The sequence below is a fragment of the Roseateles noduli genome (assembly GCF_050626985.1).
Classification (GTDB): domain Bacteria; phylum Pseudomonadota; class Gammaproteobacteria; order Burkholderiales; family Burkholderiaceae_C; genus Roseateles; species Roseateles noduli_A.
The window spans coordinates 2433401-2458740 of sequence record NZ_CP192463.1 but is presented as its reverse complement, the minus strand read 5'-3'; the positions used below and the strand labels follow the sequence as shown (position 1 = coordinate 2458740).

The 25340-nt window shown below is 68.3% G+C and carries 26 protein-coding genes; 19 read left to right on the top strand and 7 right to left on the bottom strand.

What is annotated here, in order from left to right:
- Positions 1-28: 28 nt before the first annotated feature.
- A complete protein-coding gene (locus tag ACQ4L4_RS10745; RefSeq protein ID WP_431104216.1) occupies positions 29-2776 on the top strand; it encodes a hypothetical protein in 2748 nt (915 codons plus the stop codon).
- On the opposite strand, the gene ACQ4L4_RS10740 is transcribed toward ACQ4L4_RS10745, so the two are convergent.
- The 4 genes from ACQ4L4_RS10740 to ACQ4L4_RS10725 all read right to left on the bottom strand — a co-directional run bounded on the left by ACQ4L4_RS10740 (position 2744) and on the right by ACQ4L4_RS10725 (position 7238).
- Positions 2744-4012 carry an alpha/beta hydrolase family protein gene (locus ACQ4L4_RS10740; RefSeq protein ID WP_431104215.1) on the bottom strand — a complete coding sequence of 423 codons (1269 nt, stop codon included), beginning with the start codon at positions 4010-4012 and terminating at the stop codon, positions 2744-2746. The two genes, ACQ4L4_RS10745 and ACQ4L4_RS10740, sit on opposite strands and share 33 nt — an antisense overlap.
- 162 nt (positions 4013-4174) lie before the next feature.
- Positions 4175-5911 (bottom strand): YbaL family putative K(+) efflux transporter, encoded by a 1737-nt coding sequence (gene ybaL / locus ACQ4L4_RS10735; protein ID WP_431104214.1) that lies wholly within the window; start codon positions 5909-5911, stop codon positions 4175-4177.
- Positions 5911-6252 carry a DUF4936 family protein gene (locus tag ACQ4L4_RS10730; protein ID WP_431104213.1) on the bottom strand — a complete coding sequence of 114 codons (342 nt, stop codon included), beginning with the start codon at positions 6250-6252 and terminating at the stop codon, positions 5911-5913. The genes ybaL and ACQ4L4_RS10730 overlap by 1 nt, the downstream gene beginning before the upstream one ends.
- Positions 6249-7238 carry a YgfZ/GcvT domain-containing protein gene (locus ACQ4L4_RS10725; RefSeq protein WP_431104212.1) on the bottom strand — a complete coding sequence of 330 codons (990 nt, stop codon included), beginning with the start codon at positions 7236-7238 and terminating at the stop codon, positions 6249-6251. The genes ACQ4L4_RS10730 and ACQ4L4_RS10725 overlap by 4 nt, the downstream gene beginning before the upstream one ends.
- 109 nt (positions 7239-7347) lie before the next feature.
- Between ACQ4L4_RS10725 and mltG the strand changes: the two genes are divergently transcribed.
- The 11 genes from mltG to ACQ4L4_RS10670 all read left to right on the top strand — a co-directional run bounded on the left by mltG (position 7348) and on the right by ACQ4L4_RS10670 (position 15303).
- Positions 7348-8343: an endolytic transglycosylase MltG gene (mltG, locus tag ACQ4L4_RS10720; protein ID WP_377161862.1), complete on the top strand. Its 996-nt coding sequence runs from the start codon at positions 7348-7350 to the stop codon at positions 8341-8343.
- Between the two features lie 50 nt (positions 8344-8393).
- On the top strand, positions 8394-9005 hold the full coding sequence (gene tmk, locus ACQ4L4_RS10715) for a dTMP kinase (RefSeq protein WP_377154019.1): 612 nt from the start codon (positions 8394-8396) through the stop codon (positions 9003-9005).
- Positions 8999-10063, top strand: a complete 1065-nt coding sequence (gene holB / locus ACQ4L4_RS10710; protein ID WP_431104211.1) for a DNA polymerase III subunit delta' — start codon at positions 8999-9001, stop codon at positions 10061-10063. Before tmk ends, holB begins: the two co-directional genes overlap by 7 nt.
- 76 nt (positions 10064-10139) lie before the next feature.
- Complete coding sequence (locus tag ACQ4L4_RS10705; RefSeq protein WP_088407064.1) at positions 10140-10529, top strand: PilZ domain-containing protein; 390 nt, start codon at positions 10140-10142, stop codon at positions 10527-10529.
- 110 nt (positions 10530-10639) lie between these two features.
- Positions 10640-11425, top strand: coding sequence for a TatD family hydrolase (locus ACQ4L4_RS10700; RefSeq protein WP_377154023.1), 786 nt, complete (start codon positions 10640-10642; stop codon positions 11423-11425).
- A 34-nt stretch (positions 11426-11459) separates the two neighbouring features.
- Positions 11460-12194 carry an ankyrin repeat domain-containing protein gene (locus ACQ4L4_RS10695; RefSeq protein WP_431104210.1) on the top strand — a complete coding sequence of 245 codons (735 nt, stop codon included), beginning with the start codon at positions 11460-11462 and terminating at the stop codon, positions 12192-12194.
- A gap of 188 nt (positions 12195-12382) precedes the next feature.
- Positions 12383-12649 carry a hypothetical protein gene (locus tag ACQ4L4_RS10690; RefSeq protein ID WP_431104209.1) on the top strand — a complete coding sequence of 89 codons (267 nt, stop codon included), beginning with the start codon at positions 12383-12385 and terminating at the stop codon, positions 12647-12649.
- A gap of 163 nt (positions 12650-12812) precedes the next feature.
- Positions 12813-13475: an OmpA family protein gene (locus ACQ4L4_RS10685; RefSeq protein WP_431104207.1), complete on the top strand. Its 663-nt coding sequence runs from the start codon at positions 12813-12815 to the stop codon at positions 13473-13475.
- Between the two features lie 27 nt (positions 13476-13502).
- Positions 13503-14213 carry a hypothetical protein gene (locus tag ACQ4L4_RS10680; RefSeq protein ID WP_431104205.1) on the top strand — a complete coding sequence of 237 codons (711 nt, stop codon included), beginning with the start codon at positions 13503-13505 and terminating at the stop codon, positions 14211-14213.
- A gap of 318 nt (positions 14214-14531) precedes the next feature.
- Entirely contained in the window at positions 14532-14693 is a 162-nt protein-coding gene (locus ACQ4L4_RS10675; protein WP_067270282.1) for a DUF1328 domain-containing protein, read from the top strand.
- 61 nt (positions 14694-14754) lie between these two features.
- Positions 14755-15303, top strand: coding sequence for a hypothetical protein (locus ACQ4L4_RS10670; RefSeq protein ID WP_431104203.1), 549 nt, complete (start codon positions 14755-14757; stop codon positions 15301-15303).
- 179 nt (positions 15304-15482) lie between these two features.
- Here the strand turns inward: ACQ4L4_RS10670 and ACQ4L4_RS10665 are convergent, their stop codons facing one another.
- A complete protein-coding gene (locus ACQ4L4_RS10665) occupies positions 15483-15962 on the bottom strand; it encodes a carboxymuconolactone decarboxylase family protein (RefSeq protein ID WP_431104202.1) in 480 nt (159 codons plus the stop codon).
- Between the two features lie 148 nt (positions 15963-16110).
- Here ACQ4L4_RS10665 and ACQ4L4_RS10660 point away from each other — a divergent pair, with 148 nt between their 5' ends.
- Positions 16111-17400, top strand: a complete 1290-nt coding sequence (locus ACQ4L4_RS10660; protein WP_431104200.1) for an MFS transporter — start codon at positions 16111-16113, stop codon at positions 17398-17400.
- A 136-nt stretch (positions 17401-17536) separates the two neighbouring features.
- Here the strand turns inward: ACQ4L4_RS10660 and ACQ4L4_RS10655 are convergent, their stop codons facing one another.
- Positions 17537-17758 carry a hypothetical protein gene (locus tag ACQ4L4_RS10655; protein ID WP_377154039.1) on the bottom strand — a complete coding sequence of 74 codons (222 nt, stop codon included), beginning with the start codon at positions 17756-17758 and terminating at the stop codon, positions 17537-17539.
- 335 nt (positions 17759-18093) lie between these two features.
- Here ACQ4L4_RS10655 and ACQ4L4_RS10650 point away from each other — a divergent pair, with 335 nt between their 5' ends.
- Complete coding sequence (locus ACQ4L4_RS10650) at positions 18094-18216, top strand: hypothetical protein (RefSeq protein ID WP_431104199.1); 123 nt, start codon at positions 18094-18096, stop codon at positions 18214-18216.
- Positions 18213-18623, top strand: a complete 411-nt coding sequence (locus ACQ4L4_RS10645) for a hypothetical protein (protein WP_431104198.1) — start codon at positions 18213-18215, stop codon at positions 18621-18623. The genes ACQ4L4_RS10650 and ACQ4L4_RS10645 overlap by 4 nt, the downstream gene beginning before the upstream one ends.
- 92 nt (positions 18624-18715) lie before the next feature.
- Here the strand turns inward: ACQ4L4_RS10645 and ACQ4L4_RS10640 are convergent, their stop codons facing one another.
- Positions 18716-19411 (bottom strand): Bax inhibitor-1/YccA family protein, encoded by a 696-nt coding sequence (locus ACQ4L4_RS10640; RefSeq protein ID WP_431104913.1) that lies wholly within the window; start codon positions 19409-19411, stop codon positions 18716-18718.
- A 105-nt stretch (positions 19412-19516) separates the two neighbouring features.
- Between ACQ4L4_RS10640 and ACQ4L4_RS10635 the strand changes: the two genes are divergently transcribed.
- The 4 genes from ACQ4L4_RS10635 to greA all read left to right on the top strand — a co-directional run bounded on the left by ACQ4L4_RS10635 (position 19517) and on the right by greA (position 25340).
- Positions 19517-19918 carry a GlcG/HbpS family heme-binding protein gene (locus tag ACQ4L4_RS10635; protein ID WP_377154045.1) on the top strand — a complete coding sequence of 134 codons (402 nt, stop codon included), beginning with the start codon at positions 19517-19519 and terminating at the stop codon, positions 19916-19918.
- Between the two features lie 412 nt (positions 19919-20330).
- Entirely contained in the window at positions 20331-21491 is a 1161-nt protein-coding gene (gene carA, locus ACQ4L4_RS10630) for a glutamine-hydrolyzing carbamoyl-phosphate synthase small subunit (protein ID WP_431104197.1), read from the top strand.
- Positions 21492-21509: 18 nt separating this feature from the next.
- On the top strand, positions 21510-24776 hold the full coding sequence (gene carB, locus ACQ4L4_RS10625) for a carbamoyl-phosphate synthase large subunit (RefSeq protein ID WP_431104196.1): 3267 nt from the start codon (positions 21510-21512) through the stop codon (positions 24774-24776).
- Positions 24777-24860: 84 nt separating this feature from the next.
- Entirely contained in the window at positions 24861-25340 is a 480-nt protein-coding gene (gene greA / locus ACQ4L4_RS10620) for a transcription elongation factor GreA (RefSeq protein ID WP_088406621.1), read from the top strand.

The following is a 25340-nucleotide window of genomic DNA, read 5'->3' as shown; positions in this document are numbered from 1 at the left end:
CTGCCGGTTTGATTCGTGGAGATACCGGATGACGGCAAAGGCAGTGAAGCAGCGGCGCAAGGATGGCGAGCAGGCGCAAGGGCATGAGGATGGACAAGCGCACGAGCATGAGCACGAGACGCCGCCACGGGACCAGGCGGGCGACGTGGACAGGCAGGACGTGCCGGTCGCTGTCGATGAGGAGGGGCAGGCCTCGGTCGTCGTGGCGGCGGCAGGCGTCATGACGGCCTTTGCTGCATTGGGGGCGATGTCGGGGACAGGCGGCGCGAGGACGGCGGTGTTCCCGCCGCCGCCGTCGCGAGTGCCGACGATGCGGGCCATTCCGAAACCGATGATCACCGATGAGTCGATGCCGTTGGACGCTCGGCTTGTGCCCGTTCACGAGCGAGCGCCCGAGGCGGGGGGCGATGCCAGGGCAGACGTCGACGCGTCACCGGTTCCGACGATCGCGCCAGAGCTTGAGCTCACGCCTGCGACAGCGCTTCCACCATCCGAGTCCGCCGCTGCGTCCGACGCCGAATCCGAGTCCGATCGCAAGCCCGAGCAAGTTCACGCACCTGTGCCAGCAGCCGAGCGCGAGCGTGAACGCGAGCACGAGCACGAGCACGAGCACGAGCACGAGCAGGTCGATGTGGATGAGGCGGGCAGAGACGAGGGGGAGGAGAGCCACGAGAGCGACGAATTCGATGAGCGCGATGACCGCGATGACAGCCCGGCGCCGACCGAGGTCGCGGCCCTTCTCCGACTGAGCCTGCAGAACGACACGGGCTTGACCGATTCGCAAAGGAAGGACTTCGTCACCGCCGATGCCACAGTGAGGGTTGACGGCGTGACCGAGGACCACGACAAGGTCGAGTACCGCATTGATGAGGGACCCTGGATGCTGCTTGGGGATGACCACGTCATTCACGAAGCGCAGTTTCGGGGCGATGGCGTGAAGCGGGTCGACGTCCGGTCTTTCGATTCGCACGGAGGTCCCTTGTCAGCGGATAGCCTCCACTTCGAGCTGGACACGACGGGGCCAGTGCCACTTACCCATCAAGTCGTGCATCCAATGGGAAGGGTGAACGAGGCCGGTGATCCGGACCCCGATGGCAGCTTTTGGCTCACGAAAGACGCGCAGGTAAAGCTGCTCGGATTGGAGGACGGGGCCATGTGGGCAGCCCATCAGTACACAGCGAAGGGTACGCATCAGGTTGCCGGGGAATCAGCCGAGGGCCAGGACAGCATGCTCACGGAGCGCTTCTTCAAGGAAGGCCCGCAACTTTTCGTCGTGGGCGTTACTGATCGGGCAGGCAACTCGGGAGCCTACAACGGTGCGTCCCTCAAGTTGCAAGGCCTTTGGTTGGACACGACGCCGCCACCGGCCCCGCAGTGGTCGCCCATTGGCGAGGCCCTGGGCGTCGAACAGTTCCAGCTCGACAATCTCGAGCGACATGCGCATCTGGAGCATCGTCGGGACGAGCATTCGGACTGGCAGCGCCTGCGGGAGGGCGTGCTGACAGGACCGATGGAGGTCCGGCAAGTCGACCTCGCGGGGAATTCCAGCCTGGAGTCCGCTCGGCTTGGGGTCAATCAGATCCTGACGATCGGTGCAGCGAAGTCTGATCCGGCGTCGCTCCCGGATCGGGAGGAGACCCATGCCGAGAGCCTTGCCCCCCTTCGACTCCGCCTGTTGAACGACACCGGCGTCACCGAGGAGCAGAAGTCCGATCTCATCACCCGCAATGCCACCGTACGGGTCGAAGGGGTCGATTCAGAACATGGGCAGCTGGCGCAATACCGGATCGATGCCGGGGAATGGCGTCCTCTCGGGGAGAGGGACCTCATCAGCGACGCGGATTTCCCGGGGGATGGTGCGAAGCAGGTGGACGTGCGAACCCTGGATCCGGATGGCCGTCCCCGGTCGGAGGCGAGCTTGGCGTTCAAGGTGGACAGAGGCAACGACGAGCCGAATTCTCTGACCGTCGTCCACGATCGCGGGCTGGTGTTCGACGCAACGCCGGAGGGGTGGCTGGAGAACTATGTGTTGACCAATCAGCCGCTCGTTCGAATCAGCGGTATCGAGCCGGGCGCCCGTTTTCGTGTCTGGCAGTCCGATCCCCATACCCATCGGGATATCTCGGGAGACGATGGCGTCGAAGGCAGCGGCGAGCTCATTCCGGAAGGGGCGTTCCGGGAAGGGGGGCAGACCATCCGGGTCAAACTGTATGACAGCGCGGACAAAATCAGCCAGGAAGCTCGCTTGGTGTCCGTCTGGCTGGACACCACGCCCCCGCCTGCGCCGGAGTTTCTCAGCCGGCCCACCGAATGGGGCCACGAAACGATGCTGGCCACCAATCGCGAACACGACAGCCACTTCCAGTACCGAGGGAAGGGGGACGGCGAATGGACGACCGCCCGCTTTGGCGAAAGCATCCTGGGGCCGGTCGAAGTGCGCCAGGTCGACCGCGCGGGAAATCCGAGCCAGGCCTCCGATCTGTCCGCCAACCAGCAGCTTCTTGTCGCTCACAAGACCGCGCCGCCGGAGGCGCCACAGTTCAAGCTCAGTGGGGACGACGACATGCTGATCCCTGTCAACCTCGAAGAGGGCGGTGTTCTCGATTACCGCGTCGACGGCGTCGGTCGTTGGAAAATGCTTGTCGAGGGCAAAGTCGTCGTCGGGCCCGCGGAGGTCCGCCAGAGGGACCAGGACGGCAATGTCAGCCAGGACAGCTTTTTCCTGGCACCTGACGTTCCGCTTTCAATGCCGATGCCCTCGAGCACCGTCCTGTGAACGTCTGAGGCTGCCGAGGGCGCCCAGCCAGGTGTCGACAGGTCCGGCCAGCCACGCGCGAGCCGCCTCCGACTGTTTGAGTTGCTGGTCCAGGAACGCCACGCTGACCTGTTGCGCGGCCGTCATGCCGAGCTGCTGCTCGTGCAACTGCCGGTAGTCGGGCACGGCCGGGACCGGCGCCATGCGCGTCGGTCCTTCCTGCCCGCGTCCGCCGCGGCCGCCACCGCCTCGGCGGCCCTGGGGCTGCGACTGCGCCTGCTCCTCGGCGGCGCGGATCCGTTTCTGCTCGCGCTCGGTGTCCTCGGGCCGAGGCTCGTTGCCGCCGAGCGCCGCATGGCGGACCTCGTTCGCGCTGAGGAGCCAGCCGCGTCCCGCCGGCATCGCGGCGAACGGCGCCTGGCGCCACTGCACGTCCCGCACCAGGCCGAGCACGTCGCTGTCGTCCGGCCCCGTCAGGCCGAGCACCGGGATCGAGATGTCGCGATACCGCGCCGCGTCCGGTGGTGCGAACACCTGCGGGCTGATCACGATCGCGGCCACCGGCTGCACCGTCTTCAGCGCCAGCACCGAGCCGTCGGACTGCCGCTCGCCGGCCACCGCCATCGCGGTCTGTGCGCCGAGCTCATACCCGGCGATCACGGTCTTCGACCAATCCAGCGAGCGCCACGGCGGATCGCCCTGGCCTTGGCCCTGCCGGCCCAGCCGTTGCGCCTCGGCGAGCAGCTCGTCCAGCCGCGCCAGCCGCTTGCGCATCTGTGCGTCCGCGTAGTGACGCCGACCCAGTTCGGTGAATTCCGCCGAGCGCGCCAGCTCCGACGACCACGCGGTCGCGTCGTCGTCCAGCGCCTGCAGCGAGAGCACCGCATAACCGGCCGCCGCCCAGGCGCGGCGCCAGCGGATGCCGGCGGTGTCGGACTCGCCCAGGCCGGGCAGGTACACGACGACCGGGCGGGGCGTGGTCCCCGCTGTCGTGCCCATGCTGGCCGGCATCGTCAGGCTCACGCGCACGTCGTCGCCGCGGATCCGCCACAGGATCGGCTGCATCGTCACCGGCTCGCCCTGCGGCGCGTAGCCGCGGGAAGCGAACTCGCGTTGCTGCTGCTGTTCCTCGATGCGCGCCTTCGGCGGCCCGCCGCCGCAGCCGGCGAGCAGCAGCGCCGCGCCAAGCACGGCAACGCCCGCGAGGGTCAGGGAGCGGGCGCGGGCGCGCGGGCGAGGACGGGTCGGTTCGATCATGGGCGGCGACGCTAAGCGGACGATGTAAAGCGGCGATTGCTGCGCGGCCCGGCCCCTCGGGGGAGGAAAGACGGGCCCGAAGGACGGGCAAGAAAGAGCGACCCCGGAGGGTCGCTCATCATCGCCGCGTCGGAGCGGGTCCTGGCGATGGCGTCCGTGCGCTCAATGCGCCGGCGCCGCCACCGGCGACAAGCCCTCCGGGATGTCCGCGTTGAAGCGCTGCAGCACGTGCCGGCTCATGCCCTTGGCGAGTTCCTCCTCGCCGTAGAACACGGTGCCGAGCTGCTCGCGGCGCAGCAGTTCGGACTCCTCCTCGCCGTGGGTGCGCAGCACGATCTCGATGCCCGGGTTCAGCTGTCGCGCCGTGTCGGCCATCTGCCGCGCCTTCATCGAATCGGGCACCGCCACCACCAGCATCGCCGCGTTGGCGATGTGGGCCTGGACCAGCACCATGGGCTCGCTGGCGTCGCCGCTGACCGCCGCCATGCCGCACTTGCGCAGCGCCTCCACAGTCTCGCGGCCCTGGTCCGCGACGACGAAGGGGATGCCGCGCTCCGTCAGCGCGTCGGCGATGCGCCGCCCCACGCGACCGTAGCCGACCAGCACGACCTGACCCTCCAGGTATTGACGCTCGGTCGTCTGCGGCAGCTCGGCGTAGGGGTCGTCCCGCGCCTCGAGCTTGCGCGCGAAGGACGAGCGCGCCAGCACCCAGCGCTGCAGCGGCTGGATCATCGCGAACATCACCGGGTTCAGCGCGATCGAGATCAGCGCCGCCGCCAGCACCAGGTTCATCCCGGCCTTCGGCAACAGCCCCAGCTGCACGCCCAGGCCGGCGAGGATGAAGCTGAACTCGCCGATCTGCGCCAGGCTGGCCGACACCGTCATCGCCGTGTTCAGCGGATAACGGAACACGATGACCAGCGCCGCCGCCGCGATCGCCTTGCCCAGCATCACGATCGCCACGACGCCCAGCAGGTGCAGCGGCTGGTCGATCAGCGTCATCGGGTCGAACAGCATCCCCACCGACACGAAGAACAGCACCGAGAACGAGTCCCGCAGCGGCAGCGATTCCTGCGCGGCGCGGTGGCTGTATTCGGACTCGCGCATCACCGTGCCGGCGAAGAACGCGCCCAGCGCGAAGGACACGTGGAACAGCTCCGACGCGCCGTAGGCGATGCCGATCGCCACGGCGATGACCATCAGCGTGAACAGCTCGCGCGAGCCGGTCCGCGCCACCTGCCACAGCATCCACGGCAGCACGCGCCGCCCGACGACCAGCATCAGCACGACGAACGCGGCCATCTGGGCCAGCGTCTCGGCGATCGTGCGCCACAGCGGCGCGTCGGCGGAGGCGCCCGGCGCGGCGTTGCCGCCCAGCACCGTGGCCAGCGGCGGCAGCAGCACCAGGATCAGCACCGTGGCCAGGTCTTCGACCACCAGCCAGCCGACCGCGATGCGGCCGTTCATGGATTCCAGCGTGCCCCGCGACTCCAGCGCCTTCAGCAGCACCACCGTGCTGGCGCAGGACAACGTCAATCCGAACACCAGCGCCTGACCCGCCGGCCAGCCCCACCACATCGCCAGGCCCATGCCCAGCGCCGTGGCGGCGGCCATCTGCACAACCGCGCCCGGCAGCGCGATGTGCTTGACCGCCATCAGGTCCTTCAGCGAGAAGTGCAGCCCGACGCCGAACATGAGCAGCATCACGCCGATCTCGGACAACTGCGCGGCGATGCCGACGTCCGCGACGAAGCCCGGCGTGGCCGGGCCGATCGCGATGCCCGCGAGCAGGTAGCCCACGAGCGCCGGCAGCTTCAGCCGCTCGGCGATGAAACCCAGGATCAGCGCCAGGCCGAAGCCTGCCGCCAGCGTGGAGATCAGGGAAACGTTGTGTTCCATCAGTGCACCGCCCCCGGACCGGCGACGGCGGCGAAGGCCTCGCGGTGACGGGGGCCCTGCGCGAACGCGCCCAGGGCGGCGGCGATCCGGCGTTCCGCGTCCGCCGCATCGGGCAGGTCGGGGCCGTAGATCTCCATCCAGGTCTGGAAGACCGGATCGTTGTCATGGCGCTGGAGCAGCCGCACCGGCTGCGCCTCACGCGCCTGTTCGAAGGCGGCCAGCGCGGCCGTCAACTGGTCCGCGTGGACGCGGTAGTAGACGTAGAGCTCGACCGGCGGGGTCGAGCGCGGAACAGGAAGGACGGGAGGCGCGGCGGCGCGCGTCGGCGGCGATGCATTCATTCAGGCTCTCCGATGACGTAAGGCAGGGGACGCGGGGTGAGGACGGCGCCTTGCGCGCTGCCCAGATGCAAGCTGCCGGACTCGAGCGCGGCGAGCTTCACTTCCGCCAGCAGCAGCGGGCGGCCCTCCTGGCGGCCGAAGCCGGCGACCATGCCGGCGGGCTGCTCCGGATCGGCGCTGTGGAAGATCTCCTGGCCCGGCGTGGCGTCGGCATCGCTGCCCTCCAGCGCGAACAGGTGGGTCCGGCGCTTGATCGTGCCGCGGTACTGGCTGCGCGCCACGACCTCCTGGCCCGGATAACAACCCTTCTGGAAGTTCACGCCGCCCAGCAGCTCCAGGTTGAGCATCTGGGGCACGAACTGTTCCACCGTCCCTTGTCGGATCCAGGCCAGCCCGGCGGTCACGTCCAGGCCTTGCCATTCCTCGAGATCGATGACGGGCAGCGCCGGCGCCGGCGCATCGGCGGGCTGCAGCAGCAGGAAGCGCGGCGTCAGGCCGTCATCGGGCAGGCGCGTGGCCAGCGCCTCGCGGCCGTCGGCCAGGGCCACGCGGCCCACGGACCAGACCGTCGCCGGGGCGGCGCCCGCTGCAGCCTCCGCCAGCCAGTCGCGCGCCTGCGCGCCGGACAAGCCCCACACGGCCCAGGCCGCGCTGTCGTCGCTCAGCTTGCACTTGGCGCGCAGCACGAACATCGACAGCCGCTTCACCGTCGCCGGCAGCACCTCGGCGGGCAGCGCCAGCAGCACGGTCTGGTCGTCGGGCTTGACCGCCAGCATCGTCGCCAGCAGGCGACCCTTGGCCGAGCAGAAGCCCGCCAGCCGCGCCTGCGCGCCGGTCTGCAGGGCCAGGTCTTGCGTCAGCTGGGTATGAAGGAACTTGGCGGCTTCCTCGCCCTGGGCGCGGATCACGCCCCAGTCGGCAAGCCGGACGGCGCCCAGCGCCGAGGACGGCACGGGCAGCGGAGCGTGGTGGAGGTCTTCGATCATGGGCCGATTATCATCAGCCCCCGCATTTCACGAAGGGCGTCGGGTCTTGTCACGCGCGAAAAACAGATCTCGCGGCACCGCGAGAAAAACGAAGAAGCAGTCGGGCCGGATCGGGCGCTGGCTGCTGTCCGTCCTGGTGGCGGGCGTGGTGCTGGTCGGCGGCGGCGCGGGCGCGCTCTGGTGGTGGCTGCAGGCGCCGCTGGCGCTGGAGAAGCCGGGCATCGAACTCTCGATCGAACCGGGCACGCCGCCGCAGCAGGTCGCGCAGGCCTGGGTCGCGGCCGGCGTGCAGACCGATCCGCGCTTCCTGTACGCGTGGTTCCGGTATTCGGGGCAGGCGAGGAAGATCCGCGCCGGCAGCTACGAGATCCATGCCGGCATCACGCCGCGCGAGCTGCTCGACAAGATGGTGCGCGGCGACCAGGTGCTGGAACAGCTGCGCCTGATCGAAGGCTGGAACTTCCGCCAGCTGCGCGCCGCGATCGCGGCCGCGCCGGCCTTGAAGCAGACCACCGCGACGATGACGGACGAGCAGATCATGGCGGCGATCGGCGCGCCCGGGCAGGCGCCCGAGGGGCGCTTCTTCCCGGACACCTACGCCTACAGCCTGGGCGTCAGCGACCTGACGGTGCTCAAGCGCGCCCATGCGCTCATGCAGAAACGGCTGGAGAGCGCCTGGGCCGGCCGCGGCGACGGCCTGCCGCTCAAGAGCGCGGACGAGGCGCTGATCCTGGCCTCCATCGTCGAGAAGGAGACCGGCGCCGCCGCGGATCGCGGCCTGGTCGCGGCGGTGTTCGTCAACCGGCTCAAGGCTGGCATGCCGCTGCAGACCGATCCGACGGTGATCTACGGCCTGGGGGCGGACTTCGACGGCAACCTGCGCAAGAGCCACCTGCAGACCGACACGCCGTTCAACACCTACACCCGCGGCGGCCTGCCGCCGACGCCGATCGCGATGCCGGGCCTGGCCGCGCTGCAGGCCACGCTGCATCCGACCCCGTCCAAGGCGCTGTACTTCGTGTCGCGCGGGGACGGCACCAGCCAGTTCAGCGAGGACCTGGCCGCGCATAATCGTGCGGTCAACAAGTACCAGCGCGGCCGCTGAAGCGCCCGCGCTTCGCTTTTTTCCATCCGGGTTCTAAGAGAGCACCACGCGTGAGCGGTCGATTCATCACCTTCGAAGGCATCGACGGGGCGGGCAAGTCCACCCACATCGAGTCCGTCGCGCAGCACCTGCGCCAACGCGGCGCCGAACTGGTCCAGACCCGCGAGCCCGGCGGCACGCCGCTGGCCGAGTCGTTGCGGGGCCTGTTCCTGCACCAGGACATGGACGGGCTGACCGAGGCCTTGCTGGTCTTCGCCGCGCGGCGCGACCATGTGCAGCGCGTCATCGCGCCGGCGCTGGCGCTGGGCCAGACGGTGCTGTGCGACCGCTTCACCGACGCGAGCTTCGCCTACCAGGGCGGCGGCCGCGGCATGGACGTCCAGGTGCTGGCGACGCTGGAGCAGTGGGTGCAGCAGGGGCGCCAGCCGGACCTGACCTTCTGGTTCGACGTGGACCCCGCCGTGGCGGCGCAGCGCCGGGCGCAGGCCCGGGACGCGGACCGGCTGGAGCAGCTGGACCTCGACTTCTTCGCCCGCGTGCGGGCCGGTTATCAGCGTCGCGCCGAGGCGGCGCGGGGCCGCATCGTGCGCATCGATGCGGGCGACACCATTGCAGGCGTCGCGGACCAGATCCGCGCGGAACTGGAGCGCCGGGGATGGTGACCGATTCCTCCGTCACGGCCGACGGCGCCGCGGCATTGGCCGAAGGCGGCCAGTTGCCGCTGCCCTGGCTGGCCGAGCCGCTGCATCAGGCGCTCACGCAAGGTCGCAGCCATGCGCTGCTGCTGCAGGGGCCGGCCGGTGTCGGCCAGTTCGACCTGGCGCTGCTGCTGGCGCAGGCCTGGCTCTGCGAGGCACGCACCTCCACCGACCAGCCCGGCTGCGGCCGCTGCCCGAGCTGCCACCTGCTGCGCTCGCGCTCGCATCCCGACTTCCAGGTGCTGCTGCCCGAGGCCTTGCGCGAGCCCCTGGGCTTCGGCGCGATGGACGCCGAGGGGGACGGCGCCTCCTCGGCCAAGGCCAGCAAGACCAAGCCCAGCCGCGAGATCAAGATCGAGGCGGTCCGCCAGATGCTGTCCTTCGCGCAGGTCAGCGCGGCACGGGGCAAGGCCAAGGTGGTCGTCGTCTATCCCGCGGAGGCGCTGAACACCATCGCCGCCAATGCGCTGCTGAAGACGCTGGAGGAGCCGGCGGGGCTGCTGCGTTTCGTCCTGGCGAGCGCCGCGCCGCAGCAGTTGCTGCCGACGATCCGCAGCCGCTGCCAGCCGCTGCAGATGGCGCTGCCCGGCCGCGAGGCCGCGCTGGCCTGGCTGACCGGGCAGGGCGTCGACCAGCCCGGCGTGCTGCTGGACGCCACCGGCGGCCGTCCGCAGGAGGCGCTGCAGTGGAGCGAGGAGGGCATCGCCGCCAGGACCTGGCTGGAGCTGCCGCGCCGCATCGCCAAGGGCGAGGCGGTGGCTCTGACCGACTGGCCGGTGCCGCGCGCGATCGCCGCGATGCAGCGCCTGGTGCACGACCTGATGCGCATCGCCCACGGCGCCGGGCCGGCCTACTTCCCGCGCGATGCGCTGCCCAAGCTGCCGGCGGTGCGCGCCGCGCTGGACCAGTGGGCCCGGACGCTGCAGCAGGCGGCGCGGCACGCGGACCACCCGCTCAACGCCGGGCTGCTGATGGAGTCGCTGGTGGCCCAGGGGCAACAGGCGATGCGGCCGGCACGCTGATCCAGGCGGTAACCAAGTCTGACCCCGGGGCGCGGCGAGTAGACTTGGCGCCATGAGCGAACTCAGCCTGAAACCCATGAGCACCACGCCGCCCGCGTCCGCCCCCGTCCCGGCTCCCGCCGGCGGTGCCCGACCCAGCGTGATCCAGCTGGTGTTCAAGGAGAAGGGCGCCCTCTACGCGGCCTACATCCCGATCTTCTCGGAAGGCGGCGTCTTCGTGCCGACCACGCGCGACTACAAGCTGGGCGAGGACATCTACCTGCTGATGACGCTGCCCGAGGATCCCAACCGCTATCCGGTCGCCGGCAAGGTCGCCTGGCTGACGCCGGCCAACGCGTCGGGCGGCCGCACGCAGGGCGTCGGCGTGCGCTTCCCCGGCGACGAGAAGACCCGCGTGATCAAGCTCAAGATCGAGGAACTGCTGGGCACGGCGATCTCCTCGGCCAAGCCGACGCAGACGATCTGAGATTCCCAAGGTCGGCGAAAGCCGGCAGCGGTTGGCGGCACCGTGGCCGCACCGCCGCCGTCGCCTCGTCGCTTCAGCGCCCGACCCCCGAGTCGGGCGGAGTGCTTCCCATGTACATCGATTCCCATTGCCACCTGAGCTTTCCCGAGCTCAAGTCCCAGCTCCCCGACCTGCTCGCCGCGATGGACGCGGCCCAGGTGACGCAGGCCGTCTGCATCTGCACGACGATGGAGGAGTTCCCCGAGGTCCGTGCCATCGCGGACGCGCACCGGCAGCTGTTCGCGACCGTCGGCGTCCATCCGGACAGCGACGAGGTCCATGAGCCCAGCGTCGACGAACTGGTCGACGGCGCCGCGCATCCGAAGGTCGTCGCCATCGGCGAAACCGGGCTGGACTACTACCGCCTCAACGGCCGGACCGTCGAGGAGATGGAGTGGCAGCGCGAGCGCTTCCGCCACCACATCCGCGCCGCGAAGCGCACCGGCAAGCCGCTGGTGATCCACACCCGTTCGGCGGCCGAGGACACGCTGCGACTGATGCGCGAGGAGGACGCCGGCCAGCCCGGCGGCGTCGTGCACTGCTTCACCGAGACCATGGACGTGGCGAAGGCGGCGCTGGACCTGGGCTTCCACATCTCGTTCTCCGGGATCGTGACCTTCAAGAACGCGGCGGATCTGCGGGAGGTCGCGAAGATCGTCCCCGCCGACCGCATCCTGATCGAGACCGACAGCCCCTATCTGGCGCCCGTGCCGTACCGCGGCAAGCTGAACCAGCCGGCCTACGTGCCGCACGTGGCCAAGCTGATCGCCGAGGTCCGCGGCGTGCCGGTGGAGACCTTGGCGGCGCAGTGCACGGCGAACACGCGGCGGCTGTTCCAGCTGCCGGAGGCCGCCTGAGATGGCGGCCGGTCCGCTCCGGAAGGCGTCGAACGTGGGCGTGTCGTCCGCCGTGGGCGCTGTCCTGGTCGGCCTGATGCTGGCCGCGGCGCCGGGGGCGACGGTCCTGGCGCAGGGACGCTTCGGATCGCAGGCGCCGTCGCCGGCGTCGTCGTCGTCGGACACTTCGACGTCGCCCGAGTTGCATGTCGCCGCCCGCAACGACCACGCCAGCACGGTGATGAAGCTGCTGTTGGAAGGTGTTGATCCCAACGTTCGCGACAAGCAGGGCAACACGGCGCTGCACGTGGCGATCCGCGAGGAGTCCGGCAAGGCCTTCGAGGCCCTGCTGAAGAGCCCCGGCACCGACGTCAGCGCGATCAACCAGGCCGGCGAGACCCCGCTGATGCTGGCGGCGCTCAAGGGCGAGCTGGCGTGGGCCAAGGAGCTCGTGAAGCGCGGCGCGCTGGTCAACGAGCCCGGCTGGTCGGCGCTGCATTACGCGGCCGCCGGACCGAACGAGCATCTCGTGCGCTGGCTGGTGGAGCAGGGCGCCGACATCGACGCCCGGTCGGACAACGGGACGACCCCGCTGATGATGGCGGCCGGTTACGGCGGCCTCAGCGGCGCCGAGGTGCTGATCGCCGCCGGCGCCGACGTCACGCTGAGCAACGACCACAAGATGACGGCGGCCGACTTCGCCCGCCGCGCCGGCCAGGACGAGATGGCCGACAAGCTCGACAAGCTGGCCCGGGCGCGACATCCGTCACGCCCGCGCACGTCGCCGTGAGGCGGCTGCTGGCAACCCCCTAGGAATCCGTCTGACACGCGGTTTGGCCCGCCGCCCACTGTTGGCGGCGCGGCTCGGTCTCTACAGTTCATTCCATGCCGACACGGTGTCGGCGCCGCCCTCAGGCCCTCGCAGGCTGGCCCTCGCGAAGTGTCCTCGGAATGGACTGAATCCCCCTGGAGACCGACATGCAGACCACGACCCAAGACTTCGCCGCCAACCCGTTCGCGATGCTGCTGGATCCCGAGCGCGTCGCCCTCGAAGTGGCCGCCTCCGAGCGTCTGTCCCGCCTGCGCAGCCGCGTCTACCGCCCGCTGGACAAGCCGCTGATCGCGCATCGCGGCGCCGCCGACCAGGCCGCCTTCGACGAGGAAGTCGACGCCGCCGAGCTGTCCGACGCCGACCTGCTGCCGCTGGACGATGAACCGTCCGACGGCATCGCGCTGAGCGCCTGATCCCTGCCGGGGCAAGGAATCGTCTGCCGACGCGCTGTCAGCCCTGTCTGACTTCCTCTTCCGACAGCCGACTACACCCGACGCCCCGCGATCTCCCTAGCATGACACTCAGCAAGGTCCATTTATCGTGTGACCCAGCCCCACAGCCCTCCTGGAGACTGTCATGCGCCGCCCCCGAGTCCTCGCCGTCCACGCCGCCAACGCTTCGCGCGTTTCCGTCGAGAGCCGCTGGCGGCTGATGGCGGTGGCCGGCCTGCCGGTCCTGGCGATCGGCGTGCTGCTGGCCTTGGGCGGTTGCGCCTCGATGGACGGCCGCACGGACGGCAACCTTCCTGGCGCCACGACCGGCGCCACGCCGGGAACGGCGCCCGCCGTCCTTGGCGGCAACCTGTGGTCATCCCGGATGGAAGAGCGCCGCCAGGCCCTGGTCCAGGCGGGTGCCGGTGCGGGCATCAGTGTTGCCCGTACGCCGGACAACCAGCTCAAGCTCAGCGTGCCTGCCGATGTGTCCTTCGACATCGGCCGTTCCGAACTCAAGCCGGCGCTGCGCCCGGTGCTCGACGAGGTCAGCCGCGACCTGGACGACAGCGTCCGCGTGACTATCGTCGGCCACACCGACAGCTCGGCGGGTGACGCGGTCAACGGCCCGCTGTCGCTGGACCGCGCCGAGGCCGTGCGTGAGTACCTGGTCCATCACGGCGTCCGGCGCGGCCGGCTGCTGGTGGAGGGCCGTGGCGGACGACAGCCGGTGGCCAGCAACGCCACTGAGGCCGGGCGGGCCGCCAATCGTCGGATCGAGATTTTCCTGTCGCAACCCGCGTCCTAAGTTGTCTTGAAGAACGGGAGTTGAGTCATGAACGCCTGCTGCCCCCGAAATGTCCTCCGCGCGGCGCTGATGCCGGCGACCCTGTCGCTGGCCTCCCTCGTCCAGGCGGCACCCGCCGTCAACGAGACGCCGAGTTCGCTCGATGATCATGTCGAGCTGTCCGGTCGCAACCTGTCGGAACGGACGCGCCAGCCAGCCTTGCGCGACACCTCGTCCGGCTCCCGCTACACGGTGACGCAGAGTGCCGCCGAGCCGTTGGCGACCGCCAACCAATCCGCGGGCGCCGCCGGCTGGTATGGCCGTGCGCCGCAGGCCACGCAGACGATGTTGTGGGCCAGGCCCTTGTCCGGCAGCGGACTCCGGCTGGGCGTCGGCGTCGAGCAGCGAGGCGCCGCGTTCGGCGGCGGGCTGTATGCGACCCCCTACCAGAACCTGCGCCCCGGCGCGGCCGGCGACGCCGGCGTGCTCGTCGGACTGGCGATGCCGACCGGGCCGCGATCCCACGCCTTCGTGCAGACGCCGCTGGTCGACGCCCAGCGGGCGCAGATCGATGATCTGAACGTGCCGGGACTCAACAACCGCGATCAGCGCCAGGTGCGCGTCGGCCTGGCGTTCAACAGCCGCAAGCCGTATGCGGACCTTCGCAAGGGCTTCAAGATGGAACTCAGCGGGCAGTCGTCGCTGACCTTCCGCCCGCGGGGGGGGCGCGTCGGCGTGACCTTCCAGAAGATCTGGTGAGACGACCGCGCGAGACGACCGCGCTTCCCGCGCCTCCTCGTCCTCTCCTGAAAGCCGGCATCCGCCGGCTTTCTCGTTGGCGCCTCGTTGCTGCTTCATTGGAGCCTCGTCGGCGTCCCCTTCAGGCCGCGTAGCGCCAGTCCTCGACATCCGGTCTTCTTTCCCGCTGCGTGGTGCCGTGGCGGGTCGGTAGGTCCTCTCCTACAGCGCGTCGGTTGCGGCTCCGACGCAGGGTCGCGGTGCGGGACTGCCTCTGGCGGACGGGCCAGTCCCTAAAGTTCATTCCATCGCGGCACGGTGCCGCGCAGGAGAACCGAGATGCTGCACTACGCCGTCGTCTTTTTCGTCATTGCCTTGATCGCCGCGCTGTTCGGCTTCGGCGGCATCGCCGCCGGCGCCGCGAGCATCGCGAAGATCCTTTTCTTCGTCTTCGTGATCATGGCCGTCGTCACCTTCGTGATGAGCCTGCTGCGAAAGTGACGGTGCCGGATCCGACCGCCGCCGATTCACTGCCTCTCCCAACAACAATCAAAGGATGACCATGAACAAGCACGCCACCACCGCACTGATCGCCGCCGCCCTGAGCCTGTGCGCCGGCATGGCGCAAGCCGCCAACTTCTCGAAGTCGGTCTACGACGGTGCCAAGGACGACATCAAGAAGACCTACAAGGTCGACAAGGACGGCTGTGATCAGCTGTCGGGCAACGCCAAGGACATCTGCGTCAAGGAGGCCAAGGGCCGCGAGGACGTGGCGCTGGCCCAGCTCGAGTACAACTACAGCGGCAACGCCAAGGACGAGGCCAAGCTGATCGAGGCGCGTTATGAGGCCCGCTACGACGTGGCCAAGGAACGCTGCGACGACCGCTCGGGCGAAGCCAAGGACGTGTGCCAGCGCGAAGCCAAGACCTCGTACGAGAAGGCCAAGGCCGAACTCAAGATGAACAAGAAGGTGGCCGCGGCCGTCGATGACGCGGAGGAAACCCGCGTGAAGGCCGATTACAAGCTGGCCGCCGAGAAGTGCAACACGCTGTCCGGCGATGCCAAGGACGTGTGCGTGAACTCTGCCAAGGCGCGCTACGCCCAGCGTTGATCGGTCGGGAGCGATTCCACCCCCGGCGGGGGCGCAGTCGACCCGAGGTCGTTCGCGCCTGACGTCGCACCGGCGGATCCGGGCCTAGAACTCGAACATTGCCCGGATCCCCCTGTCGACACCACTGCAACGGCGCCCCGAGGGGCGCCGTTTTTCTTGCGGTCAGCCCCGGGCCAAGGTCAGGCGAGCCCGGCCTTGTCCAGTCCGAAGGCCTTGTCCTGCGAACCGGGAACGCTCTGGAACGCGACATTGAGGCGGTTCCAGGCGTTGATCGAGGACACCAGCCAGGTCAGGTCGGACAGTTCCTTCTCGTTGAACTGCTCGCGGACTTCCGCATAGACCGCGCCGGACACGCCGGCCTCGGGGATGCGCGTGAGTGTCTCGGTCCAGAGCAGCGCGGCGCGTTCGCGGCTGGAGAACAGTGGCGACTCGCGCCAGATCGCGACATGGTGCAGGCGCAGCGCGCGCTCCCCGCCGATGACCGCCTGCTTGACATGCATGTCCAGGCAGAAGGCGCAGCCGTTGAGCTGCGAGGCGCGGATCTCCACCAGATATTGCAGGGCATGCTCCAGGCCGCCCTCCTTCAGGGCCATGGACAGCTCCACCAGCTTCTTGAAGGCGGCGGGCGACTGCTGCATGTAGTTCAGACGTTGGCTCATGGAAGGCTCCGTGTTGAGGAAGTGAAGGGTAGGTATCCACAAGACGACGCAGCCGTCGCACGTGTGACATCGCTTTGCGCCCAAGTCCCGGTGTCGCCTCGCTAAACTGGCCGGCGCCCGCCCAAGAAGGCCTTGAACACCTCGTGCCGTGACCGCTCCAGCCTCTCCGTCTTCCCCATCCTCCGGCGCCGCGCCGGCCCCGAAGACCAGCGTCTTCCGTCATCCCGGCTTCACGGCGTTCCTGATCTGCCGCCTGGCGGCGGTATTCGCCGGGCAGATCCAGGCGGTGGTCGTCGCCTGGCAGGTGTACGACCTGACCCGCGAACCGTTGGCGCTGGCCTATGTCGGCCTGGCGCAGTTCATCCCGATGCTGCTGCTCCTGCTGCCGGCCGGTGACCTGATCGACCGTTTCAGCCGCAAGCCGATCCTGGCGATCAGCTGGGCCGTGAGCGCGAGTTGCAGCCTGGCGCTGTGGTGGCTGTCCGGCCACGGCCACGCGGGCGTGACCGGGATCTATGCCGTGCTGGTGCTGTTCGGCTGCGCGCGGGCCTTCTCCGGTCCGGCCCTGCAGAGCCTGTTGCCGCAGATCGTCCCGCGCGAACAGCTGGCGCAGGCGATCGCCGCCAACAGCATGCTGCTGCGTGTGGCCAGCATCGGCGGTCCGTTCCTGGGCGGGATCCTGTATGGATTCGGTGGCTCCGGCCTGACCTATCTCGTCTGTCTGGCCTGTTTCGCGCTGGGCACCGCGCTGCTGGTCGGCGCCGTGCCGGTGCGCTTCGCCGCGCCGCCTTCGCCCGCGGGCGGGAACATCTGGCAGCGCTTCGGCGCCGGGATCCACTTCATCCGCTCACGGCCCATCATCCTCGGCACGATCTCGCTGGACCTGTTCGCGGTGTTGCTGGGCGGCGTCGTCGCGCTGCTGCCGATCTATGCCCACGAAGTCCTGCATGCCGGCCCCGAAGGACTGGGCGCGCTGCGCAGCGCCATGGCCGTGGGCGAAGTCACCGCCGGTCTTTATCTCAGCCTGCGGCCGTTCAACCGGCATGTCGGGAAAGTGATGTTCGCGGCGGTGGCGGTGTTCGGCCTGGCCAACCTGGTGTTCTCGTTGTCGACCACCTTCTGGCTGTCCTTCGGGGCGCTGGCGATTGCCGGCGCGGCGGACATGGTCAGCGTCTACATCCGCGGCGCGCTGGTGCAGTTCTCCACCCCCGACGAGATGCGGGGCCGCGTCAACGCGGTGAACATGCTCTTCATCGGCTCGTCGAACGAGTTGGGGGAGTTCCGCGCCGGGAGCGCCGCGGCCGCGCTGGGCGCGGTGCCGGCCGCAGTGACAGGGGCGGTCTGCACGCTGGGCGTCGTGGCGGCCTGGGCGGCGCTGTTCAAGCCGCTGCGCACGGTCGACCGCTTCGAGGAAGCGACCCCGGCCGTCACGCGCTGACTGTCATCACGCCCACAAAGAAAAGCCGCGCCGACCCGGAGGGTGCGACGCGGCAACAGGGAGGATGCAGTTGAGGGAGTGGCAAACGCCAGGCCCGCCTTGAGCGCAGGCGCTGGCGCCGGATGCGAACAGGTCGTCAATGGCTGTTGCGACCGCGTACGGCCGGCGGCAGGTAATCCTTGCCAACCATGGCGCGGGCGAACAGGTAGTTGTTGCGAGCGCGGGCGGGCAGGCTGTCCAGATCGACGTGACCTTGCGGATCGCACGGGAAGGACATCCCGCGGCCAGCGTCGAAGATGGATTCAAACCGGATCTCGAATTGCGACGCAGCGGCGTCGGCGGCGATCTGGAGGTTCATTTGGGTTCTCCTGCTGAGTGCCTTTGCTTTCACTATCGGCGCTGGGTCGTTCGCTTCCCATAAGCGCAGCACGGTGCGTGGTGTCGGTGCGCGGAGGTGGTCCGTGTCCGACGTCGTCCTACAGCATGTGGGCACAACGGAAGGGCGTCGGATGACGTTGACGGTGCGGTCGAGGTTCGCCCGGAACTTCACACAGGTTTGCAGTCGCGCATGGAACTGCGATTGCTGTGGGACAGCGCCTACAGCGCGTCGCGGTGGCCGCCGCTTCGCCGGCGCTCCGGCGGCGGCGACCATGCCTTCATCGCAACCTGATCCCGCTCCGGTTCGAGGTCACCATGGACGACAACATGCTCATGCTGATGACATTGGCCACCTGCACGGCCACCGCGTTGGCGGTGCGCATGTGGCAATGGCTCGACGAACTGCCGCGGGACGACTTCAAGGAGGACCTGCCATGAGCGCCCGACCACCCCTGCCGCCCGAGCATCCCGCCGATGCTTCCACGGTCGATCCTTCAGTCGAACGTCTGGCCAGTGAAGACCAGCCGCTGAGTCAATCCGCCTTCATCTGCGGCGAAGTGACCTACCGGACCGGTGATGGTCCGATGATGGCCATCCGTCCCGGCGCCGTGCAGGTCGAGATCAACGAGCACGACGTGACACTGGGCTGGGAGGAGGGCGACTCGCGCCTGAGTGCCCTCATGCCCCGCAGCGAGTACGCGCGCTTCATCGGCACCGGCGCGATCAAGCCGGTCGTGACGCACCGACCGGACGACGTCGCTGCGGCCGGCACTGCAAGTGAGGCGCCGAGCGCATCGAACTCGCAGCCGGAACTGGACAAGGCGCAGGGCAAGCCCGGGCACTGAGCCGGGCCGGCACCACGCACGAGCGGTTGGTGCCGCGCAATGAAAAACGCCTCGGAAATTCCGAGGCGTTTTTGCGTGTGGCGAGGAGACGATCAGTCGCGATCGCCGCCGACGATGCCCAGCAACTGCAGCAGCGCGGTGAACACGTTGTACAGGTCCAGGTAGATGTTCAGCGTCGCGCTGATGTAGTTGGTCTCGCCGCCGTCGATGACGCGCTTGACGTCGACCAGCATGAAGGCCGAGAAGATGCCCAGCACGGCGACCAGCAGTGCCAGATGCACGCCGGTGGATTGCAGGAAGACGTTGGCGATGCCGGCGATCATCGCGATCACGGCGCCGACGAACAGGAACTTCTGCAGGCCCGAGAGGTCGCGCTTGACCACGGTGGCCAGCGACGCCATCGCGAAGAAGATCCCCGCGGTGCCGCCGAAGGCCGTCATGATCAGCGTGCCGCCGTTCTTGAAGCCCAGGATCGCGGCCAGCAGACGCGACAGCATCAGGCCCATGAAGAACGTGAAGGCCAGCAGCGAGGCGACGCCGGCGGCGGAGTTCTTGGTCTTCTCGACCAGGAACATCAGGCCGAACGCGCCGACGAAGAACAGGATCATGCTCGCGCCGGTGCCCATGGTGGCGAGCAATCCGGTGCTCACGCCGATCCAGGCGCCGAGCACGGTCGGGATCAGCGAGAGCGCCAGCAGCGCGTAGGTGTTGCGCAGGACGCGCTGGCGGTCGGCGGACAGCGACGAGCCGAAGCCGACGGGGTTGAGGTCGATGATGCGGTCGTTCATGTGCGTGCGCCCCATGAAGTGAGAGTTGCCGTTGATTGTAGGCATGGGTCTTAAGGCTTCGTTAAAGTGATCGTCTTTCCTTCAATGACCCCGACGAGGCCGCAGATGAAACAGAAGCCCTTCCTGACCCTGGACGACGTCAAGCGCATCGCCGCCGCCGCGGAAGCTGAAGCCGTCAAGAACAACTGGCCCGTGACCATCGCGATCGTCGACGACGGTGGTCATCTGCTGTGGCTGCAACGCCTGGACAACGCCGCCGCCACATCGGCCGTGATCGCCCCCGCGAAGGCCAAGACGGCCGCGCTCGGACGCCGCGAATCCAAGGTCTACGAGGACATCGTCAACAACGGGCGCAACGCCTTCCTCAGCGTGCCGCTGGAAGGGATGCTCGAAGGCGGCGTGCCGGTGATCGTCGACGGCTTCTGCGTCGGCGCTGTCGGCGTCAGCGGCGTGAAGTCCAACGAGGACGCGCAGGTCGCCAAGGCCGGCATCGCCGCCCTGGGTTGAGTCACAAAGTGCTCAGTCCCCATCCAGGGTAGTCCTCGGTCCCAGACCGTGGAAGTGCTGGATGGTTCAGGGACGGGAGGCCTTGGGGTTTTGGCGCTTGCCGCCAAGGCCCCATGGCCTCGCGGCCAAGCGCTCAAAGGTCGCAGTCGAGTACCCCCAGAACGTGCGCCCCCCGATGACCCGTTTGCGCAAATCTTCTCCGTGAATACCCCGACGGGTTATACTCGTCAGGTTTACCCGCAACCTACCGCGTCCCGCACACTTCACCCCCGATCGCATCGGATCCCACACGGATCGACTCCCTCACAGGAGACCCGGTCGCACCCGCGCGCCAGCCGTCCATGGCGCGTGCCGGCGGCGAATCCAGGGCCCTGAAGCAGAGCCGGGCGCGCGCACAACAACGGAGTTTCCCGTGCTGCCCGATCTGCTTTCCGCTCCCCCCGCGATTCTTGCCCTGGCAGACGGCACGGTCTTCAAGGGTTCCGCGCTCGGTGCCGCCGGCCGGACCGTTGGTGAGGTGGTGTTCAACACCGCGCTCACCGGCTACCAAGAAATCCTCACCGACCCCAGCTATTGCCGCCAGATCGTCACGCTGACGTATCCGCACATCGGCAACTATGGCGTCAATGACGAGGACGTCGAGGCGTCGAAGATCTTTGCCGCTGGCCTGATCATCAAGGAGGCGCCGGTCCTCGACTCGAACTTCCGCAAGGGTCGCACGCTGCGCCAGTACCTGAAGGACGAGGGCACCGTCGCCATCGCCGACCTGGACACGCGCCGCCTGACGCGCGTGCTGCGCGAGAAGGGCGCCCAGAACGGTTGCATCCTGGCGCTGGGCGCCGGCGAGCAGATCACGCAGGCGCACATCGACGAAGCCGTCTCGCTGGCCAAGGGCGCGCCGAGCATGGCGGGCCTGGACCTGGCGAAGGTCGTCAGCCGCACTGAACGCGAAACCTGGACCGAGACCGAGTGGACGCTCGGCAAGGGCTACGGCGAGCAGACCGCCCCAAAGTTCCACGTGGTCGCCTACGACTTCGGCGTCAAGAGCAACATCCTGCGCATGCTGGCCTCGCGCGGCTGCCGCATCACTGTGGTGCCGGCGCAGACGCCGGCCTCGGAGGTCTTCGACCTCGAGCCGGACGGCGTGTTCCTGTCCAACGGCCCCGGCGATCCGGAGCCTTGCGATTACGCGATCAAGGCCACCGCGCAGCTGATCGAGGCCGGCATCCCGACCTTCGGCATCTGCCTGGGCCACCAGATCATGGCGCTGGCCTCCGGCGCGAAGACCTTCAAGATGAAGTTCGGCCACCACGGCGCGAACCATCCGGTGAAGGACCTCGACAACGGCCGCGTCAGCATCACCAGCCAGAACCACGGTTTCGCGGTCGATCCCGACACGCTGCCGTCCAACCTGCGCGCGACGCACGTCAGCCTGTTCGACGGCACGCTGCAGGGCCTGGCCCGCACCGACAAGCCCGCGTTCTGCTTCCAGGGTCACCCGGAAGCGAGCCCCGGCCCGCACGACATTTCGTATCTGTTCGACCGCTTCATCGGTCTGATGTCCAAGGCCTGATGAAGAGGGAGACGACTCATGCCCAAGCGTTCTGATATCAAAAGCATCCTCATCATCGGCGCCGGCCCGATCATCATCGGCCAGGCCTGCGAGTTCGACTACTCGGGCGCCCAGGCCTGCAAGGCGTTGCGCGAGGAGGGCTACAAGGTCATCCTGGTGAACAGCAACCCGGCGACGATCATGACGGACCCGGACACCGCGGACGTCACCTACATCGAGCCGATCACCTGGCAGGTGGTCGAGAAGATCATCGCCAAGGAGCGCCCCGACGCGATCCTGCCGACGATGGGCGGCCAGACCGCGCTGAACTGCGCGCTGGACCTGCACAAGCACGGCGTGCTCGACAAGTACAAGGTCGAGATGATCGGTGCCAACGAGCACGCGATCGAGAAGGCCGAGGACCGTCTGAAGTTCAAGGACGCGATGACCAAGATCGGGCTGGGTTCGGCCCGCTCGGGCATCGCGCATTCGCTGGAAGAGGCTTGGTCGGTGCAGAAGCGCATCCATGCCGAGATCGGCGGCGACGGCTTCCCGATGGTGATCCGTCCCAGCTTCACGCTGGGCGGCACCGGCGGCGGCATCGCCTACAACCCGGAGGAGTTCGAGGAGATCTGCAAGCGCGGCCTCGACCTCTCGCCGACGAACGAGCTGCTGATCGAGGAGTCGCTGATCGGCTGGAAGGAATACGAGATGGAAGTGGTCCGCGACAAGGCGGACAACTGCATCATCGTGTGCTCGATCGAGAACCTGGATCCGATGGGCATCCACACCGGCGACTCGATCACCGTGGCCCCGGCGCAGACGCTGACCGACAAGGAATACCAGCTGCTGCGCAACGCGTCGATCGCGATCCTGCGCGAGATCGGCGTCGACACCGGCGGCTCCAACGTGCAGTTCTCGATCAACCCGGTCGACGGCCGCATGGTCGTGATCGAGATGAACCCGCGCGTGTCGCGCTCGTCGGCGCTGGCCTCGAAGGCCACCGGTTTCCCGATCGCCAAGATCGCCGCGAAGCTGGCCGTCGGCTACACGCTCGACGAGCTCAAGAACGACATCACCGGCGGCATCACGCCGGCCTCGTTCGAGCCGAGCATCGACTACGTCGTCACCAAGATCCCGCGTTTCGCCTTCGAGAAGTTCCCGATGGCCGATTCGCGCCTGACGACGCAGATGAAGTCGGTCGGCGAAGTGATGGCCATGGGCCGCAACTTCCAGGAGTCCTTCCAGAAGGCGCTGCGCGGCCTGGAGACCGGCATCGACGGCCTGTCCGAGGTCAGCACCGACCGCGAGGAGATCGTGCAGGAGATCGGCGAACCCGGTCCGTCGCGCATCCTGTTCCTGGGCGATGCCTTCCGCATCGGCATGACGCTGGACGAGGTCTTCGAGGAAACGAAGATCGATCCGTGGTTCCTCGCCCAGATCGAGCAACTGATCAAGATCGAGCTGTCGCTGGCCGGCCGCACGCTGGCCTCGCTGAGTGTCGACGAGCTGCGCTTGCTGAAGAAGAAGGGCTTCTCGGACAAGCGCCTGGCCAAGCTGCTGGGCACGAACCAGCACGAGGTGCGCAAGACGCGTCACGCGCTGAACGTGCGTCCGGTCTACAAGCGCGTCGACACCTGCGCCGCGGAGTTCGCGACGCAGACGGCCTACATGTACTCCACGTACGACGAGGAGTGCGAAGCCAACCCGACCGACAAGAAGAAGATCATGGTGCTGGGCGGCGGTCCGAACCGCATCGGCCAGGGCATCGAGTTCGACTACTGCTGCGTCCATGCGGCCCTCGCGATGCGCGAGGACGGCTACGAGACCATCATGGTCAACTGCAATCCGGAGACCGTCTCGACCGACTACGACACCTCGGACCGCCTGTACTTCGAGCCGGTGACGCTCGAGGACGTGCTGGAGATCGTGGCCAAGGAGAAGCCGGTCGGCGTGATCGTGCAGTACGGCGGCCAGACGCCGCTGAAGCTGGCGCTGGACCTCGAGGCCAACGGCGTGCCGATCATCGGCACCTCGCCGGACTCGATCGACATGGCCGAGGACCGCGAGCGCTTCCAGAAGCTGCTGCATGAGCTGGGCCTGAAGCAGCCGCCCAACCGCACGGCGCGCAATGAAGACCAGGCCGTCGCGCTGGCCAACGAGATCGGCTATCCGCTGGTCGTGCGCCCGAGCTACGTGCTGGGCGGCCGCGCGATGGAGATCGTCCACGGCGACAAGGACCTCGAGCGCTACATGCGCGAGGCCGTGCGCGTCAGCGAGAAGTCGCCGGTGCTGCTGGACCGCTTCCTGGAGGACGCGGTCGAGGTCGACGTCGACTGCATCTGCGACGGCACCGACACGATGATGGGCGGCATCATGGAGCACATCGAGGCGGCGGGCATCCACTCGGGCGACTCGGCCTGCTCGCTGCCGCCGTACACGCTGTCCAAGGAGCTGCAGGACGAACTGCGCCGCCAGACCGCGGAGATGGCCAAGGCGCTGAAGGTCGTCGGCCTGATGAACGTGCAGTTCGCGATCCAGGGCGACGTGACCAAGGGCTTGTCCGAGAACACGGTCTACGTGCTCGAAGTGAACCCGCGCGCGTCCCGCACGGTGCCTTTCGTGTCCAAGGCGACCAGCCAGCCGCTGGCCAAGATCGCCGCGCGCTGCATGGCCGGTGTCAAGCTCAAGGACCAGAAGGCCGCCGGCGGCAAGCCGCCGGTCGAGATCCAGCCGCCGTACTTCAGCGTCAAGGAAGCCGTCTTCCCGTTCAACAAGTTCCCCGGCGTGGACCCGATCCTCAGCCCGGAAATGCGGTCGACCGGCGAAGTCATGGGCGCCGGCCGGACCTTCGGCGAAGCGATGCTGAAGAGCCAGCTGGGCGCGGGCTCGCGCCTGCCGCGCCAGGGCAACGTCCTGATCACCGTCAAGAACAACGACAAGGAACGTGCCGTCGCATTGGCGCGTGATCTGGCGGCGCTGGGCTTCGGCGTGGTGGCCACCAAGGGCACGGCGGCCGCGATCGAGGCGGCGGGCGTTCCGGTGCGCGTCGTCAACAAGGTCAAGGACGGCCGCCCGCACATCGTCGACATGATCAAGGGCGGGGACATCCAGCTGGTGTTCACGACCGTCGACGAGACGCGCACGGCCATCGCCGACAGCCGCCACATCCGTCAGGCCGCGCTGGCCAACCGGGTGACCTACTACACGACGATGGCCGGCTGCGAGGCCGCCGTCGAAGGCATGAAGCACAAGGACGGCCTGCTGGTGCAATCGCTGCAGGAACTGCACGCCGAACTGCATTAAACTGCCTCATCCCATTCCGCCGCCGCTGCTCAGCGATCCTGAGCGGCAGCGGCGGTTTGTTTTGTTACTCAAGGTTCTAGAGACATGGCCACGACGATCCCACTGACCAAGCGCGGCGCTGAGAAGCTCAAGGAAGAACTGCATCGGCTGAAGACGGTCGAGCGGCACGCCGTGATCAACGCCATCTCGGAAGCCCGTGCGCAGGGCGACCTGTCGGAAAACGCCGAGTACGAAGCCGCCAAGGACAAGCAGGGCTTCATCGAAGGCCGCATCCTGGAGATCGAAGGCAAGCTGTCGTCGGCGCAGGTGATCGATCCGTCGTCGGTGAACGCCGGCGGCAAGGTGGTGTTCGGCACCACGGTCGACCTTGAAGAGGAAGAGTCCGGCAACGAGGTCACCTACCAGATCGTCGGCGACGACGAAGCCGACCTGAAGCAGGGCCTGATCTCGATCAGCTCCCCGATCGCGCGCGCGCTGATCGGCAAGGAAGCCGGCGACGTCGCGGAAGTGGTGGCGCCCGGCGGCATCAAGCGCTACGAGATCGTCGACGTCCGCTACATCTGA

What these genes read in the sequence shown, in the direction of transcription:
- ACQ4L4_RS10745 (WP_431104216.1), top strand. Translation starts at nt 29, where the DNA reads ATGACGGCAAAGGCAGTGAAGCAGCGGCGCAAGGATGGCGAGCAGGCG.
- ACQ4L4_RS10740 (WP_431104215.1), bottom strand. Translation starts at nt 4,012, where the DNA reads ATGATCGAACCGACCCGTCCTCGCCCGCGCGCCCGCGCCCGCTCCCTG.
- ybaL (WP_431104214.1), bottom strand. Translation starts at nt 5,911, where the DNA reads ATGGAACACAACGTTTCCCTGATCTCCACGCTGGCGGCAGGCTTCGGC.
- ACQ4L4_RS10730 (WP_431104213.1), bottom strand. Translation starts at nt 6,252, where the DNA reads ATGAATGCATCGCCGCCGACGCGCGCCGCCGCGCCTCCCGTCCTTCCT.
- ACQ4L4_RS10725 (WP_431104212.1), bottom strand. Translation starts at nt 7,238, where the DNA reads ATGATCGAAGACCTCCACCACGCTCCGCTGCCCGTGCCGTCCTCGGCG.
- holB (WP_431104211.1), top strand. Translation starts at nt 8,999, where the DNA reads ATGGTGACCGATTCCTCCGTCACGGCCGACGGCGCCGCGGCATTGGCC.
- ACQ4L4_RS10705 (WP_088407064.1), top strand. Translation starts at nt 10,140, where the DNA reads ATGAGCACCACGCCGCCCGCGTCCGCCCCCGTCCCGGCTCCCGCCGGC.
- ACQ4L4_RS10700 (WP_377154023.1), top strand. Translation starts at nt 10,640, where the DNA reads ATGTACATCGATTCCCATTGCCACCTGAGCTTTCCCGAGCTCAAGTCC.
- ACQ4L4_RS10690 (WP_431104209.1), top strand. Translation starts at nt 12,383, where the DNA reads ATGCAGACCACGACCCAAGACTTCGCCGCCAACCCGTTCGCGATGCTG.
- ACQ4L4_RS10685 (WP_431104207.1), top strand. Translation starts at nt 12,813, where the DNA reads ATGCGCCGCCCCCGAGTCCTCGCCGTCCACGCCGCCAACGCTTCGCGC.
- ACQ4L4_RS10680 (WP_431104205.1), top strand. Translation starts at nt 13,503, where the DNA reads ATGAACGCCTGCTGCCCCCGAAATGTCCTCCGCGCGGCGCTGATGCCG.
- ACQ4L4_RS10675 (WP_067270282.1), top strand. Translation starts at nt 14,532, where the DNA reads ATGCTGCACTACGCCGTCGTCTTTTTCGTCATTGCCTTGATCGCCGCG.
- ACQ4L4_RS10670 (WP_431104203.1), top strand. Translation starts at nt 14,755, where the DNA reads ATGAACAAGCACGCCACCACCGCACTGATCGCCGCCGCCCTGAGCCTG.
- ACQ4L4_RS10665 (WP_431104202.1), bottom strand. Translation starts at nt 15,962, where the DNA reads ATGAGCCAACGTCTGAACTACATGCAGCAGTCGCCCGCCGCCTTCAAG.
- ACQ4L4_RS10655 (WP_377154039.1), bottom strand. Translation starts at nt 17,758, where the DNA reads ATGAACCTCCAGATCGCCGCCGACGCCGCTGCGTCGCAATTCGAGATC.
- ACQ4L4_RS10650 (WP_431104199.1), top strand. Translation starts at nt 18,094, where the DNA reads ATGGACGACAACATGCTCATGCTGATGACATTGGCCACCTGCACGGCC.
- ACQ4L4_RS10645 (WP_431104198.1), top strand. Translation starts at nt 18,213, where the DNA reads ATGAGCGCCCGACCACCCCTGCCGCCCGAGCATCCCGCCGATGCTTCC.
- ACQ4L4_RS10640 (WP_431104913.1), bottom strand. Translation starts at nt 19,411, where the DNA reads ATGAACGACCGCATCATCGACCTCAACCCCGTCGGCTTCGGCTCGTCG.
- ACQ4L4_RS10635 (WP_377154045.1), top strand. Translation starts at nt 19,517, where the DNA reads ATGAAACAGAAGCCCTTCCTGACCCTGGACGACGTCAAGCGCATCGCC.
- carB (WP_431104196.1), top strand. Translation starts at nt 21,510, where the DNA reads ATGCCCAAGCGTTCTGATATCAAAAGCATCCTCATCATCGGCGCCGGC.
- greA (WP_088406621.1), top strand. Translation starts at nt 24,861, where the DNA reads ATGGCCACGACGATCCCACTGACCAAGCGCGGCGCTGAGAAGCTCAAG.